23 protein-coding genes are annotated in these 16,019 nt (G+C 33.7%); 3 read left to right on the top strand and 20 right to left on the bottom strand.

Going from position 1 to position 16,019, the window contains the following annotated elements; genetic code table 11:
• Positions 1–23: 23 nt before the first annotated feature.
• From rpsN to RSC72_RS02970, 19 genes are all read right to left on the bottom strand, one after another.
• Positions 24–293, bottom strand: a complete 270-nt coding sequence (gene rpsN / locus RSC72_RS03060; protein ID WP_092907640.1) for a 30S ribosomal protein S14 — start codon at positions 291–293, stop codon at positions 24–26.
• A gap of 6 nt (positions 294–299) precedes the next feature.
• Positions 300–863, bottom strand: coding sequence for a 50S ribosomal protein L5 (rplE, locus tag RSC72_RS03055; RefSeq protein ID WP_332544357.1), 564 nt, complete (start codon positions 861–863; stop codon positions 300–302).
• A gap of 2 nt (positions 864–865) precedes the next feature.
• Positions 866–1,180: a 50S ribosomal protein L24 gene (gene rplX / locus RSC72_RS03050; RefSeq protein ID WP_332544358.1), complete on the bottom strand. Its 315-nt coding sequence runs from the start codon at positions 1,178–1,180 to the stop codon at positions 866–868.
• An 8-nt stretch (positions 1,181–1,188) separates the two neighbouring features.
• Positions 1,189–1,557 carry a 50S ribosomal protein L14 gene (rplN, locus tag RSC72_RS03045; RefSeq protein WP_092907634.1) on the bottom strand — a complete coding sequence of 123 codons (369 nt, stop codon included), beginning with the start codon at positions 1,555–1,557 and terminating at the stop codon, positions 1,189–1,191.
• A gap of 7 nt (positions 1,558–1,564) precedes the next feature.
• Positions 1,565–1,822 carry a 30S ribosomal protein S17 gene (gene rpsQ / locus RSC72_RS03040; protein ID WP_332544371.1) on the bottom strand — a complete coding sequence of 86 codons (258 nt, stop codon included), beginning with the start codon at positions 1,820–1,822 and terminating at the stop codon, positions 1,565–1,567.
• 13 nt (positions 1,823–1,835) lie between these two features.
• Positions 1,836–2,024, bottom strand: coding sequence for a 50S ribosomal protein L29 (rpmC, locus tag RSC72_RS03035; RefSeq protein ID WP_332544359.1), 189 nt, complete (start codon positions 2,022–2,024; stop codon positions 1,836–1,838).
• Positions 2,025–2,047: 23 nt separating this feature from the next.
• The gene (rplP, locus tag RSC72_RS03030; RefSeq protein WP_332544360.1) at positions 2,048–2,467 is read right to left on the bottom strand and encodes a 50S ribosomal protein L16; all 420 of its coding nucleotides are present in this window, start codon (positions 2,465–2,467) and stop codon (positions 2,048–2,050) included.
• A 35-nt stretch (positions 2,468–2,502) separates the two neighbouring features.
• Positions 2,503–3,225, bottom strand: a complete 723-nt coding sequence (gene rpsC, locus RSC72_RS03025) for a 30S ribosomal protein S3 (protein ID WP_332544361.1) — start codon at positions 3,223–3,225, stop codon at positions 2,503–2,505.
• Between the two features lie 5 nt (positions 3,226–3,230).
• Entirely contained in the window at positions 3,231–3,647 is a 417-nt protein-coding gene (gene rplV, locus RSC72_RS03020) for a 50S ribosomal protein L22 (RefSeq protein ID WP_332544362.1), read from the bottom strand.
• 9 nt (positions 3,648–3,656) lie between these two features.
• Entirely contained in the window at positions 3,657–3,935 is a 279-nt protein-coding gene (rpsS, locus tag RSC72_RS03015) for a 30S ribosomal protein S19 (RefSeq protein WP_121933338.1), read from the bottom strand.
• A 3-nt stretch (positions 3,936–3,938) separates the two neighbouring features.
• Positions 3,939–4,763 (bottom strand): 50S ribosomal protein L2, encoded by an 825-nt coding sequence (gene rplB / locus RSC72_RS03010; protein ID WP_332544363.1) that lies wholly within the window; start codon positions 4,761–4,763, stop codon positions 3,939–3,941.
• A 15-nt stretch (positions 4,764–4,778) separates the two neighbouring features.
• On the bottom strand, positions 4,779–5,063 hold the full coding sequence (gene rplW / locus RSC72_RS03005; protein WP_332544364.1) for a 50S ribosomal protein L23: 285 nt from the start codon (positions 5,061–5,063) through the stop codon (positions 4,779–4,781).
• A gap of 8 nt (positions 5,064–5,071) precedes the next feature.
• Positions 5,072–5,701 carry a 50S ribosomal protein L4 gene (gene rplD / locus RSC72_RS03000; protein WP_332544365.1) on the bottom strand — a complete coding sequence of 210 codons (630 nt, stop codon included), beginning with the start codon at positions 5,699–5,701 and terminating at the stop codon, positions 5,072–5,074.
• Complete coding sequence (rplC, locus tag RSC72_RS02995; RefSeq protein ID WP_332544366.1) at positions 5,692–6,321, bottom strand: 50S ribosomal protein L3; 630 nt, start codon at positions 6,319–6,321, stop codon at positions 5,692–5,694. The genes rplD and rplC overlap by 10 nt, the downstream gene beginning before the upstream one ends.
• A 268-nt stretch (positions 6,322–6,589) precedes the next feature.
• Positions 6,590–6,895 (bottom strand): 30S ribosomal protein S10, encoded by a 306-nt coding sequence (gene rpsJ / locus RSC72_RS02990; RefSeq protein ID WP_019974208.1) that lies wholly within the window; start codon positions 6,893–6,895, stop codon positions 6,590–6,592.
• Between the two features lie 10 nt (positions 6,896–6,905).
• Positions 6,906–9,029, bottom strand: a complete 2,124-nt coding sequence (gene fusA / locus RSC72_RS02985) for an elongation factor G (RefSeq protein ID WP_332578408.1) — start codon at positions 9,027–9,029, stop codon at positions 6,906–6,908.
• Positions 9,030–9,035: 6 nt separating this feature from the next.
• A complete protein-coding gene (gene rpsG, locus RSC72_RS02980) occupies positions 9,036–9,512 on the bottom strand; it encodes a 30S ribosomal protein S7 (RefSeq protein ID WP_332547077.1) in 477 nt (158 codons plus the stop codon).
• A 12-nt stretch (positions 9,513–9,524) separates the two neighbouring features.
• Positions 9,525–9,908 carry a 30S ribosomal protein S12 gene (gene rpsL / locus RSC72_RS02975; protein ID WP_092907612.1) on the bottom strand — a complete coding sequence of 128 codons (384 nt, stop codon included), beginning with the start codon at positions 9,906–9,908 and terminating at the stop codon, positions 9,525–9,527.
• A 464-nt stretch (positions 9,909–10,372) separates the two neighbouring features.
• A complete protein-coding gene (locus RSC72_RS02970; protein WP_332578407.1) occupies positions 10,373–10,762 on the bottom strand; it encodes a response regulator in 390 nt (129 codons plus the stop codon).
• A gap of 422 nt (positions 10,763–11,184) precedes the next feature.
• Here RSC72_RS02970 and RSC72_RS02965 point away from each other — a divergent pair, with 422 nt between their 5' ends.
• The 3 genes from RSC72_RS02965 (at position 11,185) to RSC72_RS02955 (ending at position 14,151) form a co-directional block, all read left to right on the top strand.
• Positions 11,185–11,829, top strand: a complete 645-nt coding sequence (locus RSC72_RS02965) for a DUF47 domain-containing protein (RefSeq protein WP_092907604.1) — start codon at positions 11,185–11,187, stop codon at positions 11,827–11,829.
• A 23-nt stretch (positions 11,830–11,852) separates the two neighbouring features.
• Complete coding sequence (locus RSC72_RS02960; protein WP_332544977.1) at positions 11,853–12,959, top strand: inorganic phosphate transporter; 1,107 nt, start codon at positions 11,853–11,855, stop codon at positions 12,957–12,959.
• Between the two features lie 94 nt (positions 12,960–13,053).
• Entirely contained in the window at positions 13,054–14,151 is a 1,098-nt protein-coding gene (locus RSC72_RS02955) for an inorganic phosphate transporter (RefSeq protein ID WP_332544976.1), read from the top strand.
• A 150-nt stretch (positions 14,152–14,301) separates the two neighbouring features.
• On the opposite strand, the gene RSC72_RS02950 is transcribed toward RSC72_RS02955, so the two are convergent.
• On the bottom strand, positions 14,302–16,017 hold the full coding sequence (locus RSC72_RS02950) for a phospho-sugar mutase (protein ID WP_332544975.1): 1,716 nt from the start codon (positions 16,015–16,017) through the stop codon (positions 14,302–14,304).
• Positions 16,018–16,019 lie beyond the last annotated feature (2 nt).

Below are 16,019 nucleotides of genomic sequence, written 5' to 3'. Positions count from 1 at the left end.
TATATTGATTAGCTATTGGTAAATTACCAAGACGCTTTTTTAACACCTGGGATTAACCCTTCGTTAGCCATCTCACGGAAAGTTACACGAGAGATCCCGAAAGTTCTCATGTATCCTCTTGGACGTCCAGTTAATTTACAACGGTTGTGTAAACGTACTGGTGAAGCGTTTTTAGGTAATTTTTGTAATGCTTCGTAATCACCAGCTTCTAATAAAGCAGTTCTTTTCGCAGCATACTTAGCAACTAATGCTTCTCTTTTGCGCTCACGCGCTTTCATTGATTCTTTAGCCATGACTTCTTAATTTTCTTTAGTGAATGGTAAACCGAATTTAGATAATAAAGCTTTTGCTTCTTTATCTGTATTCGCAGAAGTTACAAATGTAATATCTAAACCTTGAATTTTCTTGATTTTATCAATATTAATTTCTGGGAAGATAATTTGTTCTTTGATACCTAAGTTATAGTTACCTCTACCATCGAAACCTGTAGAAGATACTCCGTTAAAATCACGTACACGTGGTAACGCTGATGCTACTAAACGATCTAAGAATTCGTACATTTTCTCACCACGTAAAGTTACTTTTGCCCCAATTGGCATTCCTTTACGTAATTTGAAAGCTGCCTCATCTTTCTTAGAGATAGTTGCAACTGCTTTTTGACCTGTGATTAATTCTAACTCTTCGATAGCGTAATCAACGATTTTTTTATCAGCTGTAGCAGCACCTAAACCTTGAGATAAAACAATTTTCTCTAATTTAGGAACTTGCATGATTGATTTGTAAGCGAACTCTTCTTTAAGAGCAGCTACAATCTCTTCTTTATATTTAACCTGCGGACGAGGTGTGTATGTAGTTGTACTCATTCTTAAATGGTTTTACCAGATTTTTTAGCAATTCTAACTTTTTTACCTCCTTCTTCTTTGATTGCAATTTTAGTTGCTTTCCCAGTTTCTGGATCTACTAAAGCCAATTTACATAAATAGATTTGAGCTTCTTTTTCTACTACTCCACCTTGTGGATTTTGTGCGCTTGGCTTTACACGTTTTTTTGCGATATTAACCCCTTCAACGATAGCTTTAGCTTTGTCAGGGAATACGCGTAATACCGTACCAGTTTGTCCTTTTTCAGAACCTGATAATACGACTACTTTGTCTCCTTTTTTAATTTTTAACTTTGCCATGTTGTCTATTATAATACCTCTGGGGCTAATGATACAATTTTCATATATTCTTTATCACGTAACTCACGAGCAACTGGACCGAATACACGAGTTCCACGCATTTCTCCTTGAGTGTTCAATAATACACATGCATTATCGTCGAAACGGATATATGAACCGTCTTTTCTACGAACTTCTTTTTTAGTTCTAACTACAACAGCTTTTGATACAGCACCTTTCTTAACGTTTCCGTTTGGAGTTGCGTCTTTGATTGCAACAACGATTTTATCACCTACTGATGCGTATCTTCTTTTAGTACCACCTAAAACGCGAATTACTAATGCTTCACGAGCTCCTGTGTTATCTGCAACTTTTAATCTAGATTCTTGTTGTAACATAACTTTCTTATTTAGCTCTTTCTATGATTTCTACTAATCTCCATCTTTTGTTTTTAGACAAAGGACGAGTTTCCATGATACGCACAGTGTCACCTTCGTTACATTCGTTAGTTTCGTCGTGCGCTGTATATTTCTTCGTTTTTACAACGAATTTCCCATAGAATGGGTGCTTTTGTTTTTTAGTCTCAGCAACAACAATGGTTTTTTCCATTTTGTTTGAAGTAACTAAACCTACTCTTTCTTTTCTTAATTGTCTTTCCATCAGTTACAGATTGCTGTTATGATTTTTTTTCGTTTAACACGGTAATCAAACGAGCAATTGTTCTGCGTAATTGTTTGATACCAATTGGATTTGCGATTGGAGAAACTGCGTTTGTCAATTTTAATTGATCGTAGTTTGCTTCTTCTTCAGCTATTTTAGCTTTTAAATCCTCTACACTTAGATTTCTAATATCTGCTGCTTTCATTTTTTCTTAATTTTTGAAAATAATTAATTTTGGAAATCACGTGCAACGATAAACTTAGTCTTAACAGGCAATTTCTGAGCTGCTAAACGCAATGCTTCAGTTGCAACCTCTAATGGCACACCTCCTACTTCGAATAAAATACGACCTGGTTGTACAGGAGCTACCCAATATTCTGGTGCACCTTTACCTTTCCCCATACGTACCTCTGCTGGTTTCTTAGTGATTGGTTTATCTGGAAATATTTTAATCCATAATTGACCTTCTCTCTTCATACTACGAGTTGCTGCAATACGAGCTGCCTCGATTTGACGAGCTGTAATAAACGCTTCGTCTAAAGATTTGATCCCGAAAGTCCCGTAAGCTAATTGAGTTCCTCTGTGAGAAACACCTTTCATCTTACCTTTTTGGGTTTTTCTAAACTTTACTCTTCTCGGTGATAACATATCTACTTAATTCTTTATGTTAGTTTAAAACTAAATTATCGCTTTCTATTATTAGATCTTTCACCTCCCTTTCTTGCGTTGTCAGATTTCTTTTGTTTCTTCTGTAATCCAACTAAAGGAGATAATTCTCTCTTACCATATACTTCACCTTTCATAACCCAAACTTTGATCCCTAAACGACCGTAAGTTGTGTGAGCTTCTGAAATGTGATAATCAATGTCTGCACGGAATGTAGACAAAGGAATACGTCCATCTTTATAAGTTTCTGAACGTGCCATCTCTGCACCGTTTAAACGACCAGAGATTTGAACTTTAATTCCTTCTGCGTTCATTCTCATTGCAGATGTTATAGCCATTTTGATTGCACGACGGTAAGAAATACGATTTTCTATTTGTCTTGCGATACTATCACCTACTAAGATTGCATCTAATTCTGGTCTCTTAATTTCAAAGATATTAATTTGAACCTCTTTACCAGTGATTTTCTTTAATTCTTCTTTTAATTTGTCAACTTCTTGTCCACCTTTACCAATAATGATACCTGGACGAGCAGTAGTTACAGTTACTGTAACTAATTTTAAAGTACGATCGATGTAAATACGAGAAACTCCAGCTTTAGATAAACGCGCTCTTAAGTAAGTACGAATTTTTGCATCTTCTGCAATTCTATCACCGTAATCATTTCCACCGTACCAGTTAGAATCCCATCCTCTGATGATTCCTAAACGATTTCCGATTGGATTAGTTTTCTGTCCCATATCTCTTAATCTTGTACTTTTTGTTTATCTTCTTTAGTTCCTAAAACCAAAGTTACATGGTTTGAACGTTTTCTGATTCTATGTGCTCTACCTTGAGGTGCAGTACGAATTCTTTTTAATTGTCTTGCACTGTCAACAGAGATTTCTTTAACATATAATCCAGCTTCTTCTACATCTGCTCCTTCGTTTTTATTTTGCCAGTTAGCGATAGCGCTTAATAACAATTTTTCTAAACGAATAGAAGGATGATTTTTAGTATATTTTAAAATACCTAAAGCTTTTTGAATTTCAACTCCACGGATAATATCTACAACTAACCTCATTTTGCGAGGAGAAGTAGGAACATTATTTAATTTCGCAAAAGCTACCTCTTTGTTAGCTTCTTTGATTCTTTCGTTACTTAATCTTTTTCTAGATCCCATGGCCCTTTACTATTTTTTTCCTTTGTTTTTAGCTCCGGCATGACCTCTAAAAGTACGTGTTGGAGCGAACTCACCTAACTTATGACCTACCATATTCTCAGTAACAAAAACAGGAATAAATTGTTTTCCGTTGTGTACTGCGATTGTTTGACCAACAAAATCAGGAGAAATCATTGATGCTCTAGACCATGTTTTAATTACGTTTTTACTACCGCTTTCTACGTTAGCAAGAACTTTCTTTTCTAATTTATAGTGGATGAATGGTCCTTTTTTTAGTGAACGTGCCATAAATTATTTTTTTCTTCTTTCAACAATATATTTGTTAGACGCTTTCTTTTTGTCACGAGTTTTGTAACCTTTAGCTGGGATACCGTTACGAGAACGAGGAATACCTCCTGTCGCACGACCTTCACCACCACCCATTGGGTGATCTACAGGGTTCATAACCATTGGACGAGTTCTAGGACGGCGACCTTGCCATCTTGAACGTCCTGCTTTACCAGAAACTTCTAATTGATGGTCTGTGTTAGAAACAACTCCTACAGTTGCTTTACACTCCACTAAAATCATTCTAGATTCACCACTTGGTAACTTAACGATAGCATATTTACCATCACGCGCAACTAATTGAGCATAAGTACCTGCACTTCTTGCCATTACAGCTCCTTGCCCTGGACGTAACTCAATACAAGAGATTACTGTACCTAATGGCATGTTTTTAAGCTTCATCGCATTACCTACTTCTGGCTCAACATTGTCTCCTGATACAATCACTTGACCTGCTTTCAAACCATTTTGAGCAATAATATAACGTTTTTCACCATCTTCGTAAGACAATAAAGCGATGAATGCAGTTCTGTTTGGATCGTATTGTACAGATTCTACAGTTGCAGCACCTTCTTTATCACGTTTGAAATCGATGATACGGTATTTTTGTTTGTGTCCACCACCGATATAACGCATTGTCATTTTACCAGTGTTATTACGTCCACCCGATTTAGATTTTCCTTCAACTAATGTCTTTTCCGGCTTAGCGTTTTTATCTACTGCCGAAAACTCATTAACCACTCTAAAACGTTGTCCCGGGGTGATAGGTTTTAATTTTCTTACTGACATTTTTTAATTCTTAAATTATCCGAACAACTCTATTTCTTGACCTTCAGCTAAGCTAACGATCGCTTTTTTCAATTTATTTGTTTTTCCAGTTTGGAAACCTGTTTTTGTATAACGAGTTTTTACTTTTGGAGCAGAAACTAAAGTACTTACAGAAACTACAGTTACACCATAAGTGTTTTGTATAGCTTCTTTAATTTGTAATTTATTTGCTTTAGTATCTACATAAAACGAATACTGCCCTAATAATTCACTATTACTAGTTGCTTTTTCTGAAATTACTGGTTTAATTATTATTCCCATTTCTCGTCTTATTTACTTAAATTTTCTTGAACAGTTGCTAAAGAACCTTCTAAAAATACAATTTGAGAAGCGTTGATTAAATCATAAACATTTAACTCAGATGTAGTTACAACTTTCGTCTTTTGTAAATTACGAGATGACAAATATACGTTATTATTTGCTTCACCTAATACGAATAAAGATTTTTTATTGTCTAATCCTAAGTTAGTTAAAAGAGAAATAAACTCTTTTGTTTTTGGAGCTTCAAATGTAAAGTTCTCTAATACTTTAATCTCGTTATCAGCTAATTTTTGTGATAACACAGATTTTTTAGCTAATCTTTTTTGCGCTTTGTTTAATTTGAAAGAATAGTTTCTTGGACGTGGTCCAAAAACTCTACCTCCACCACGAAACACAGGAGATTTTATAGAACCAGCACGAGCTGTACCTGTTCCTTTTTGTTTTTTGATTTTACGAGTAGATCCCGCAATTTCAGCTCTTTCTTTTGCTTTGTGAGTTCCTTGACGTTGAGCAGCTAAGTACTGCTTAACTTCTAAATACACAGAGTGCGTAGAAGGCTCAATTCCAAAAACTGTTTCGTCTAACGAAACTGTTCTTCCAGTCTCTTGACCTTTGATGTTTAATACTACTACTTCCATCTTCTAACGATTACGTATGAATTTTTAGGACCTGGGATAGCTCCTTTAATAACTAAAAGATTTTTCTCAGCATCAACTTTAAGTACTTTTAAGTTCTGAACAGTAACTTGTTTACCACCCATTCTTCCAGCCATACGCATTCCTTTGAATACACGAGATGGATCTGAACCAGCACCGATAGAACCTGGAGCTCTTAAACGGTTATGTTGTCCGTGTGTAGCTTGACCTACTCCGGCAAAACCGTGACGTTTTACAACACCTTGAAATCCTTTACCTTTAGAAGTACCTGTAACACTTACAAATTCTCCTTCGTTGAATAATTCAACGTTAACAACATCTCCTAAGTTTAATGATTCTACGAAAGCATCTCCGTAAAATTCAACTAACTTTCTTTTTGGAGTACTACCTGCTTTTTTAAAGTGACCTTTTAAAGCATTAGTCGTGTTTTTTTCTTTTTTGTCATCGAAACCAAGTTGAGCAGCAACGTACCCATCTTTCTCTAAGGTTCTGACTTGAGTAACCGCACATGGGCCAGCTTCTACGATAGTCACAGGAATATTTTTCCCGTTCTCATCAAATAAGCTAGTCATTGCAATTTTTTTACCAATGATACCTGACATTTGATCTTATTATGTTAATAATTAATTTAAATATTTCAAAGAATGTTGAATTTAATCAACTAGAGATCTTCTCTGAAATTAGCATGCAAATGTATGAATTATTTTGTAAACCACAAATTTTCAAGTGATTATTTTAGAAAAGATTATAATCCCACTTGTACAGGAATTAGAACATTCAAAAATAAAAACTTAAAAAAAAATCATACTAATAAAAAATCCTCGAGATGTGCACGTCTCGAGGATTATATGTTTTAAAGTTAGCGGATAACTAAACTTTAATTTCTACTTCAACACCACTAGGTAATTCTAATTTCATCAAAGCATCTACTGTTTTAGATGAAGATGAATAGATATCTAATAATCTTTTGTGTGCAGATAATTGAAATTGCTCACGAGATTTTTTGTTTACGTGTGGAGATCTTAAAACTGTAAAGATTCTTTTGTGAGTTGGTAATGGAATAGGTCCATTAACAACTGCTCCTGTAGCTTTTACAGTTTTTACAATTTTCTCAGCTGATTTATCAACTAAAGAATAATCGTAAGATTTTAATTTTATTCTAATTTTTTGACTCATTTTTCTTGAATTAAGCGTTACCTTTTGCTTTAGCGATTACAGCTTCTGCAACGTTTGTTGGTGCAGGCGCATAGTGATCAAACTCCATAGTAGATGTAGCACGACCAGAAGATAATGTACGTAACGATGTTACATATCCGAACATCTCTGCTAATGGAACCATAGCTTTAATAACTTTAGCGTTATTTCTATCATCCATACCAGAAACTTGTCCACGTCTTCTGTTTAAGTCACCTACAACATCTCCCATGTTTTCCTCTGGAGTTAATACTTCTAACTTCATAATTGGCTCTAAAATTTGAGCTCCAGCAGCTTTAGCAGCAGCTTTATACCCCATTTGAGCAGCTAATTCGAAAGATAAAGCATCAGAATCCACAGGGTGGAAAGATCCGTCTTTAACTGTAACTTTTAATGAATCCATTTCGAATCCAGCTAAAGGACCATTTTTCATGGCAGCTTTAAATCCTTTTTCGATTGAAGGGATATATTCTTTAGGAATATTACCACCTTTAATAACAGATTCAAATGTTAATCCTGATTTTCCTTCTTCTGCTGGCTCCATTACGAAAACAATATCCGCAAATTTACCACGTCCACCTGATTGTTTTTTGTAAACTTCACGGTGTTCTGCAGCTCTTGAGAAAGACTCTTTGTACTCTACTTGAGGCTCACCTTGGTTTACTTCAACTTTGAATTCACGTCTTAAACGGTCAACAATAATATCTAAGTGTAACTCACCCATTCCAGAAATAATAGTCTGTCCTGAAGCTTCGTCTGTTTTAACAACAAATGTTGGATCTTCTTCAGCTAATTTAGCTAAAGCCATACCTAATTTATCAACATCAGCTTTAGTTTTAGGTTCAACCGCGATACCAATTACTGGATCTGGGAAGTCCATAGACTCTAATACGATAGGTGCTTTTTCATCACATAAAGTATCTCCTGTTTTGATGTCTTTAAATCCTACAGCAGCACCAATATCTCCAGCCTCAATTCTTTCGATAGGCTCTTGTTTATTAGCATGCATTTGGAAGATACGAGAGATACGTTCTTTGTTTCCTGAACGAGTGTTCAATACATAAGAACCTGCATCTAATGCTCCAGAGTAAGCTCTAAAGAATGCTAAACGACCTACGAATGGGTCAGTAGCAATTTTAAATGCTAACGCAGAGAATGGTTCGTCTACAGATGGCTTACGTGAAGTAGGCTCTTCTGTTTTAGGATCAGTACCGTGAATCGCTTCTTTATCCATCGGAGATGGTAAGTAACGACAAACAGCATCTAACATAAACTGTACACCTTTGTTTTTAAACGAAGATCCACAAGTCATAGGAATGATAGACATATCTAATGTTGCAGCACGTAAAGCAGCGTTAACTTCTTCTTCTGTAATAGAGTTTTCATCCTCCATGTACTTCTCTAATAAGTTTTCGTCGTACGCAGCTACTTCTTCGATTAATTGACTACGGAATTTTTTAACGTCGTCAACCATTTCAGCTGGAATTTCAACAACGTCAAAAGTAGCACCATGATTTTCATCATGCCATACAATTGCACGGTTTTTAATTAAATCTACAACTCCCTTAAAGTCTGCTTCTTCACCAATTGGTAAAACAATAGGAACAGCATTTGATCCTAACATTTCACGTACTTGGCGACAAACATTTAAGAAATCAGATCCTTGACGGTCCATTTTATTAACGAAACCTAAACGAGGAACTTTATAGTTATCTGCTAAACGCCAGTTTGTTTCAGACTGAGGTTCAACTCCATCTACTGCTGAAAATAAGAAAACTAAACCATCTAATACACGTAAAGAACGGTTTACCTCTACTGTAAAGTCAACGTGACCAGGAGTGTCGATAATATTAAAGTGATATCCATTTGCACCAGGTAATGGTTTACCTTGTTCTGTTGGGAATGTCCAATCAACTGTTACAGCAGCAGAAGTAATTGTGATACCTCTTTCTGCTTCTTGCTCCATCCAGTCAGTCGTTGAAGCACCATCATGTGTTTCTCCAATTTTGTGATTTTTACCTGAATAAAATAAGATACGTTCAGTTGTTGTCGTTTTTCCTGCATCAATGTGAGCAGCAATCCCAATATTTCTAGTATATAATAAGTCTCTTGCCATTTCTTACTAGAATCTAAAGTGTGAAAACGCTTTGTTAGCTTCTGCCATTTTGTGAGTATCTTGACGTTTTTTAACGGCAGATCCTTCTTCTTTAGCAGCAGCAATAATTTCACCCGCTAATTTTTGTGCCATAGATTTCTCATTACGTTTACGTGAATAAGAAATTAACCACTTCATAGCTGTAGAGATCTTACGATCTGGGCGAATTTCCATTGGAATTTGGAATGTAGCTCCACCAACACGGCGAGAACGTACTTCTACGTGAGGCATTACATTAGATAATGCTTCTTTCCAAATATCAACAGATGATTTTTCTGCATCTTCTTTACGTGAATCAACGATTTCTAATGCATCATAAAAAATTTTAAATGCAACAGATTTTTTACCGTCGTACATTAAGTTGTTTACGAAACGTGTTACTAACTGATCATTAAATTTAGGATCTGGAAGTAAGGGTCTTTTTTTTGCTCTTGTCTTTCTCATTTCTCCTTAAATTTATTTTTTAGCATCTTTAGGACGTTTCGCTCCATACTTACTTCTACGTTGAGTACGTCCGCTTACTCCCGCAGTATCTAACGCACCACGAACAATGTGGTAACGTACACCTGGTAAATCTTTAACTCTACCACCTCTAACCAATACTATCGAGTGCTCTTGAAGATTATGTCCTTCACCACCGATGTACGCGTTAACTTCTTTTCCATTTGTTAATCTAACACGCGCTACTTTACGCATCGCTGAGTTAGGTTTTTTTGGAGTTGTAGTGTAAACACGTGTACAAACACCGCGGCGTTGTGGACATGATTCCAATGCAGCCGATTTACTCTTCTTGGTTAGTTTTTTTCTACCTTTTCTAACTAATTGTTGAATTGTTGGCATACTAATTATTTCCTTTTAAATTTGGATTAAACCCATTTTTTGGGCATGCAAAACTACAAATAATTATTACAAAAAAAAATAAATATCAATTTATTTTACACTGATTTATAAAATCTTATCAAGTTTTGACTTAAAGTTTGAATTATTATTAAACAGATTTATTTTAAAATTCTAAACAACAATAAACCTTTTTTTTATAAAATAATTAATTATAGATTTATTTGTTGCCTTTTAATCTAAAAAGTACTACAAGAAAATTTATAAAAATATATTACACATACCTGTTGTGTATTTTGATAGTTTGATAAAAAGAAAATATCAGTTCGGGTGGGATTCTGTAAGAATTTTGTATCGAGAATAGTTTTTTGAAGATAAACTTTATTTTTAGATATAATTTTATTCACTCTATTTCTAAAAATTATTCGAATTGACGAATTTTTAGTCAAAAAAAAACACAACGAGTTTTACTCATATTTTAAATTATGAGTAAAATGATACATTTTTTCTAAAATATCTTCTAATTCAAACGGTTTTGAAATAAAATCATCTGCGCCATTTTCAAAAGCTGAATTAGACAAGCCGTTATTAGCTGACATTATCAAAACTGGAATTATTTTCAAATGACTGTCTGCTTTTATTAAACGACAAAAATCTCTCCCATCTTCGTCATTTATGAATACATCCATTAAAACTACATCAGGAAATGATTGATTCAACTTCAAATTATGGAATAATTCGGACCCTTTCTCAAATTTCTTTACCTCATATCCTTCCATCTTCAACAGAATTTCTAACGAATCAAGAATTGCAGAATTATCATCTACAATATGAATTTTTTTAGGTTGCTTATTCATAAACGAGTAATTACAGGTTAGTAGTGGTAATTAATAAACAAAAACTAAACCATTTTCATTCTAAAAAATTTATTCAGATTTTTTCCTTTATTTATTTTATAACTCTCAATAACAACACATAAGCTAAAATAAAGTATCGAAATAAGTTTAAAAAAAACTCAAACAGTAATGATATTAATAAAAGTTGAATGTTTTAATTTTCATCAGACTTATGTAATCTTTCTCTATTTTTAATAAATAGGTTATTATTTTTAACTTAAGAAGTAAAAAATAATAACCACAACAAAAATATACATCTTATTCAAAATCAATAAAAAAAAGGAAAATAAATATTTAAATAAATAACTTATTGTTATGAAAATATTTATTTAATGTTAATTTTACATTAGAAAAATTAATTTTGCACCACAAAACATTAGTAGATGTCAGTAAACTCTTTTTTTAAATTATTTACTCCGAAGGATAAAGTTTTCTATCCTTTGTTTGAGGAAGCTTCAAAAAGTTTAATCAAATTAGCAGAATTGCTACACGAATGCGTAAACGCACCGTTAGAAGAACGCGAAGATTACATCGCACAAATCTCTAAACTTGAAAGTAAGATTGAGTATTTAACTCAAAAAACAAACTTAGAATTAAGTAAAAACTTTATCACTCCTTTTGATAGAGAGGATATTTATTCTTTGGTAAAATCTATAGATTATGTTGCGGATAACCTAAATGGTGCTGCAAACAGAATCAATATTTATCAAGTAGATAAAATTACAAAATCTATCCGTAAAATTACAGCGGTTAATTTAGAGGCTTGTCAATTGATTGGTGAAGGAATTGATCAATTAAAAGATTTTAAAGATTTGAATCGTGTTTACGAAATCTGTGAACGTATCAATAAATTAGAAAATAAATCTGATCGTATTTTTGATAAAGCCGTTCAGGAGATTTTCGAAAACGAAACAGATGCTAAAAACATTATTAAGTATAAAGAAGTTTTATCGTCTTTAGAATCTGCAACAGATAAATGTAAAAGTGTTGCAAATGTTTTAGAAGCTGTAGCTGTAAAATATTCATAAAATAAGCTCAAAAAAATTAAGAAATGACTGAATTTTTTGATGCATTTGGGCATATGATGTCGTCGACACCAGGAGTTATTTTAATTTCGATTATTATACTTTCTTTTGTTTTTGACTACATTAATGGTTTTCATGATGCTGCGAACTCTATTGCGACTATTGTTGCAACAAAAGTATTAACTCCATTTCAGGCTGTTTTATGGGCTGCTGCATTTAATTTTGTAGCCTACTTCATCTCTGTTTATTGGATTGGAGAATTTAAAATTGGTAATACCATTGCAAAATCTGTCAATGAAAACTTCATTACACTTGAAGTTATTTTAGCAGGTATTATCGCTGCCATTTCTTGGAATTTATTAACATGGAAATTCGGTATTCCATCATCATCATCTCACACATTAATTGGAGGTTTTATTGGTGCAGCACTTGCACATGCAGGTGGATTTAATGCTGACGGAGAATCTGTTATTGTTTATAGCAAAGTAATTCCAATTATATTATTCATCTTTATGGCGCCGTTAATCGGTATGATTATCGCGTCGCTTTTAGCAATTTTTATTCTCAATATTTGTAAAAGAACGAAACCTGCAAAAGCTGAAAGATGGTTTAAACGATTACAACTTGTTTCATCTGCTCTTTTCTCTTTAGGACACGGTATGAATGATGCACAAAAAGTAATGGGTATTATTGGAGCTGCAGTAATTTTCTATCATATGAATGTTGATTTTGACCCTGCTTATGTAAATGCAGAAGATAAATTTCAATATTTTGTTGGACATTGGGGTTGGGTTCCAATTACATCTTTCATTGTTATCGCTTTAGGAACAATGGGTGGTGGTTGGAAAATCATCAAAACAATGGGATCTAAAATTACCAAAGTTACGCCATTAGAAGGTGTGGCTGCTGAAACTGCTGGAGCAATGACTCTTTATATTTCTGAGCATTTCGGAATTCCTGTTTCTACAACACATACCATCACAGGTTCTATTATTGGTGTTGGATTAACAAAACGTGTTTCTGCGGTTCGTTGGGGAGTAACGATTAGTTTACTTTGGGCATGGATATTAACAATACCTGTCTCAGCAATCGTTGCAGCATTAATTTACTATTTTATTACATTATTTATATAAAATATCAAGGAGCTTTTTATAGGCTCCTTTTTTATTGGAAATAAAAATCTAAAAAAAACTAATAATAAATAATAGAAAGCTATAAATTTGCGCCATGCATTTAACTGTATTATTTATCATTATCGGACTTGCAATCTTGTTCGATTTTTTAAATGGTTTTCATGACGCTGCAAATTCTATTGCAACTGTTGTTACAACAAAAGTTCTTACACCATTACAAGCTGTTATTTGGGCAGCATTTTTTAATTTCGTTGCGTTTTTCATCGCAAAATATATTATTGGAGAGTTTGGCGTTGCCGATACAATTGCCAAAATTATCAAAGAAGATGTTGTGGTTGCCTTTGGCGCAAACCCTTCTGTAGTTGTTATGGCTGCTTTATCAGCTGCAATAGTATGGAATATTTTGACTTGGAAATTAGGTATTCCTTCATCATCATCACACACCTTAATTGGTGGTCTAGCTGGTGGAGCGTTAGCAGCAACAGGCTACGATTTTTCTGCAATAAACAGTACTATCATTCTTACCATTATCGCGTTTATTTTAGTAGCACCAATTATTGGTTTGGTTGCTGGTAATATCATTTACATTATTACCCTTAATCTTTGTCGGAATGCAAAACCACACAAAGCAGATTCTTGGTTCAAGAAATTGCAATTGGTTTCTTCTGCATTATTAAGTATTGGACACGGGCTTAATGATTCGCAAAAAGTAATGGGTGTTATTACGTTTGCTTTATTAGCCAATCAGACAGAAATCTTAAATACAGATATGGACAGTTGGATTTTGAATGATGTTTTTCATTGGAAACATTGGTTTATCACGACTAGTAGTAAAGATATTCATGATTGGGTTCCGATCGTTTGCTTCTCTGCAATTGCCATAGGAACTTTAGGTGGTGGAATGAAAATCTTAAAAACAATGGGTAACAAAATTACTAAGATTACACCTATTGAAGGTTTTACAGCACAAACAGCCTCTGCTATAACGTTATTTTTCACTGAACACATCAAAATGCCAGTTTCTACAACTCATGTTATTACAGGCTCTATAATTGGTGTAGGAATGGTGAAACGTGTTTCTGCAGTTCGTTGGGGTGTTACAATTAGCCTACTTTGGGCTTGGATTTTAACCATTCCGGTTTCTGCATTAATTGCAACAGCATTTTATCATCTTATTATGCTATTCTTCTAAAAAAATAATTTTAACTAAATAACTCTAAAAGCAATTATCCTTTGATAGTTGCTTTTTTGATTTCTCAAAATTTAGATTCTTAATTAGTCTTAAAACACAAAAAAAGCTGCTCCGAAGAACAGCTTTAATCTATTTTTTTAATTGAATTGTTTAGTTACTGAAATCATTTTTCAATTGATCAATTTTACCTAATAAAGTTTCTTGAACTTTTAAATAATCTACTGTATTTGCTAAAGGTGCATTTACAGAAAAATAATATTTAATTTTTGGTTCTGTTCCCGAAGGACGACAAGCAACTTTACTCCCGTCTTCTGTATAGAAAATTAATACATTAGATTTTGGAATATCAATTGTTTTTTCTTCTCCAGAAATTAAATCTTTATCAATAGAAGTTTGGAAATCTTTGGTACGAATAACTTTAGATCCTGCTAATTCTTTTGGTGGATTTGATCTAAATTCTACCATCATTTTAGCAATTAATTCTGCACCTTCTTTACCAGGTTTTACAATACTGATTAAATCTTCTTGATAAGATTTACCAAGTTCTGCATAAATTTCAATCAATTTATTATACAAAGAACTTCCTTTGGCTTTTTGAACTGCTGCTATTTCTGATACTAATAAAGCTGTTGTTACAGAATCTTTATCGCGAATAAAATCACCAACCATAAATCCGAAAGATTCTTCTCCTCCTCCAATAAATTTCTCAACACCTTCAAATTGACGAATCATATCGGAAATCCATTTGAAACCTGTTAATCCAACTTTACAATCAACATTAAATTTAGCTGCAATATCATAGAAAATATCAGAAGTAACGATTGTCGATCCTATAAATTCTTTTCCATTTAATTTTCCTGCTTCTTGCCATTTTTCTAATAAATAGTAAGTTAAAACAGTGTTCATTTGGTTTCCGTTAAGCAAAACAATTTCTCCATCGTTATTTCGTGTTGCAACGCCCACACGGTCTGCATCAGGATCTGTCCCAATAACAACATCAGCACCAATTTCGTTTGCTAAACCAACAGCCATTGTTAATGCTTCTGGTTCTTCTGGATTTGGTGATTTCACAGTAGGAAAATCACCACTTGGAATTGCTTGTTCTGGAACTTGATGAACTTGTGTAAAACCTGCTTTTTCGAATGCTTTTGGTGTTATAGCAACTGCAGTTCCATGAATTGAAGTAAAAACAATTTTAATATCTTTTTTACCTTCATCTGTAAAACTACCATTCTCTACACATGCATCAATAAAAGCATCATCAATTTCTTTACCAATATAAGTTAGTAAGTCATCGTTTCCTTTGAATTTGATTTCGTCAACTTTTACATTGTTAACTTCATTAATAATTGCTCCATCTTGTGGAGGAACAATTTGCGCACCATCATTCCAATAAACTTTGTATCCGTTGTAAACAGGAGGATTATGTGAAGCCGTTAATACAATACCTGCGTCGCAACCTAAATGACGAACTGTATAAGAAAGTTCTGGCGTTGGACGAAAAGACTCGAACAAATAAACTTTTATTCCATTTGCTGTTAATACATCTGCAACCATCTTAGCAAATGTATCCGAATTGTGGCGAACATCGTATGCAATTGCAACCGATTTTTCTTTATTTGGATAGGTTTGATTGATGTAATTTGCTAAACCTTGTGTTGCTGCTCCAAGTGTATACTTGTTTAATCGGTTTGTACCAACTCCCATTATTCCACGCATTCCTCCTGTACCAAACTCAAGGTTACGGTAAAAAGAATCGTCTAATTCGGTTGGATTATTATCGATTAAATCTTGAACAGCCTTTCTTGTTTCCGCATCATAAGCGTCAGAAAGCCATAATTTAGCATTATCTAAACTTGAATTCATTC

This window comes from Algoriella sp., from assembly GCF_036647415.1.
Classification (GTDB): domain Bacteria; phylum Bacteroidota; class Bacteroidia; order Flavobacteriales; family Weeksellaceae; genus Empedobacter.
Note: the sequence above shows the minus strand (reverse complement) of the source record. Positions and strands in the feature narration are given on the sequence as shown.

Excerpts from the sequence above, each read along its gene's own strand:
- rpsG (WP_332547077.1), bottom strand. The coding sequence starts at position 9,512 with ATGAGAAAGACAAGAGCAAAAAAAAGACCCTTACTTCCAGATCCTAAA.
- rplC (WP_332544366.1), bottom strand. The coding sequence starts at position 6,321 with ATGTCAGGTATCATTGGTAAAAAAATTGCAATGACTAGCTTATTTGAT.
- fusA (WP_332578408.1), bottom strand. The coding sequence starts at position 9,029 with ATGGCAAGAGACTTATTATATACTAGAAATATTGGGATTGCTGCTCAC.
- rplE (WP_332544357.1), bottom strand. The coding sequence starts at position 863 with ATGAGTACAACTACATACACACCTCGTCCGCAGGTTAAATATAAAGAA.
- rpsJ (WP_019974208.1), bottom strand. The coding sequence starts at position 6,895 with ATGAGTCAAAAAATTAGAATAAAATTAAAATCTTACGATTATTCTTTA.
- rpsC (WP_332544361.1), bottom strand. The coding sequence starts at position 3,225 with ATGGGACAGAAAACTAATCCAATCGGAAATCGTTTAGGAATCATCAGA.
- rplP (WP_332544360.1), bottom strand. The coding sequence starts at position 2,467 with ATGTTATCACCGAGAAGAGTAAAGTTTAGAAAAACCCAAAAAGGTAAG.
- rplN (WP_092907634.1), bottom strand. The coding sequence starts at position 1,557 with ATGTTACAACAAGAATCTAGATTAAAAGTTGCAGATAACACAGGAGCT.
- rplB (WP_332544363.1), bottom strand. The coding sequence starts at position 4,763 with ATGTCAGTAAGAAAATTAAAACCTATCACCCCGGGACAACGTTTTAGA.
- rplX (WP_332544358.1), bottom strand. The coding sequence starts at position 1,180 with ATGGCAAAGTTAAAAATTAAAAAAGGAGACAAAGTAGTCGTATTATCA.
- RSC72_RS02955 (WP_332544976.1), top strand. The coding sequence starts at position 13,054 with ATGCATTTAACTGTATTATTTATCATTATCGGACTTGCAATCTTGTTC.
- RSC72_RS02960 (WP_332544977.1), top strand. The coding sequence starts at position 11,853 with ATGACTGAATTTTTTGATGCATTTGGGCATATGATGTCGTCGACACCA.
- RSC72_RS02970 (WP_332578407.1), bottom strand. The coding sequence starts at position 10,762 with ATGAATAAGCAACCTAAAAAAATTCATATTGTAGATGATAATTCTGCA.
- RSC72_RS02950 (WP_332544975.1), bottom strand. The coding sequence starts at position 16,017 with ATGAATTCAAGTTTAGATAATGCTAAATTATGGCTTTCTGACGCTTAT.
- rplW (WP_332544364.1), bottom strand. The coding sequence starts at position 5,063 with ATGGGAATAATAATTAAACCAGTAATTTCAGAAAAAGCAACTAGTAAT.
- RSC72_RS02965 (WP_092907604.1), top strand. The coding sequence starts at position 11,185 with ATGTCAGTAAACTCTTTTTTTAAATTATTTACTCCGAAGGATAAAGTT.
- rpmC (WP_332544359.1), bottom strand. The coding sequence starts at position 2,024 with ATGAAAGCAGCAGATATTAGAAATCTAAGTGTAGAGGATTTAAAAGCT.
- rplD (WP_332544365.1), bottom strand. The coding sequence starts at position 5,701 with ATGGAAGTAGTAGTATTAAACATCAAAGGTCAAGAGACTGGAAGAACA.
- rpsL (WP_092907612.1), bottom strand. The coding sequence starts at position 9,908 with ATGCCAACAATTCAACAATTAGTTAGAAAAGGTAGAAAAAAACTAACC.
- rpsN (WP_092907640.1), bottom strand. The coding sequence starts at position 293 with ATGGCTAAAGAATCAATGAAAGCGCGTGAGCGCAAAAGAGAAGCATTA.
- rplV (WP_332544362.1), bottom strand. The coding sequence starts at position 3,647 with ATGGGATCTAGAAAAAGATTAAGTAACGAAAGAATCAAAGAAGCTAAC.
- rpsS (WP_121933338.1), bottom strand. The coding sequence starts at position 3,935 with ATGGCACGTTCACTAAAAAAAGGACCATTCATCCACTATAAATTAGAA.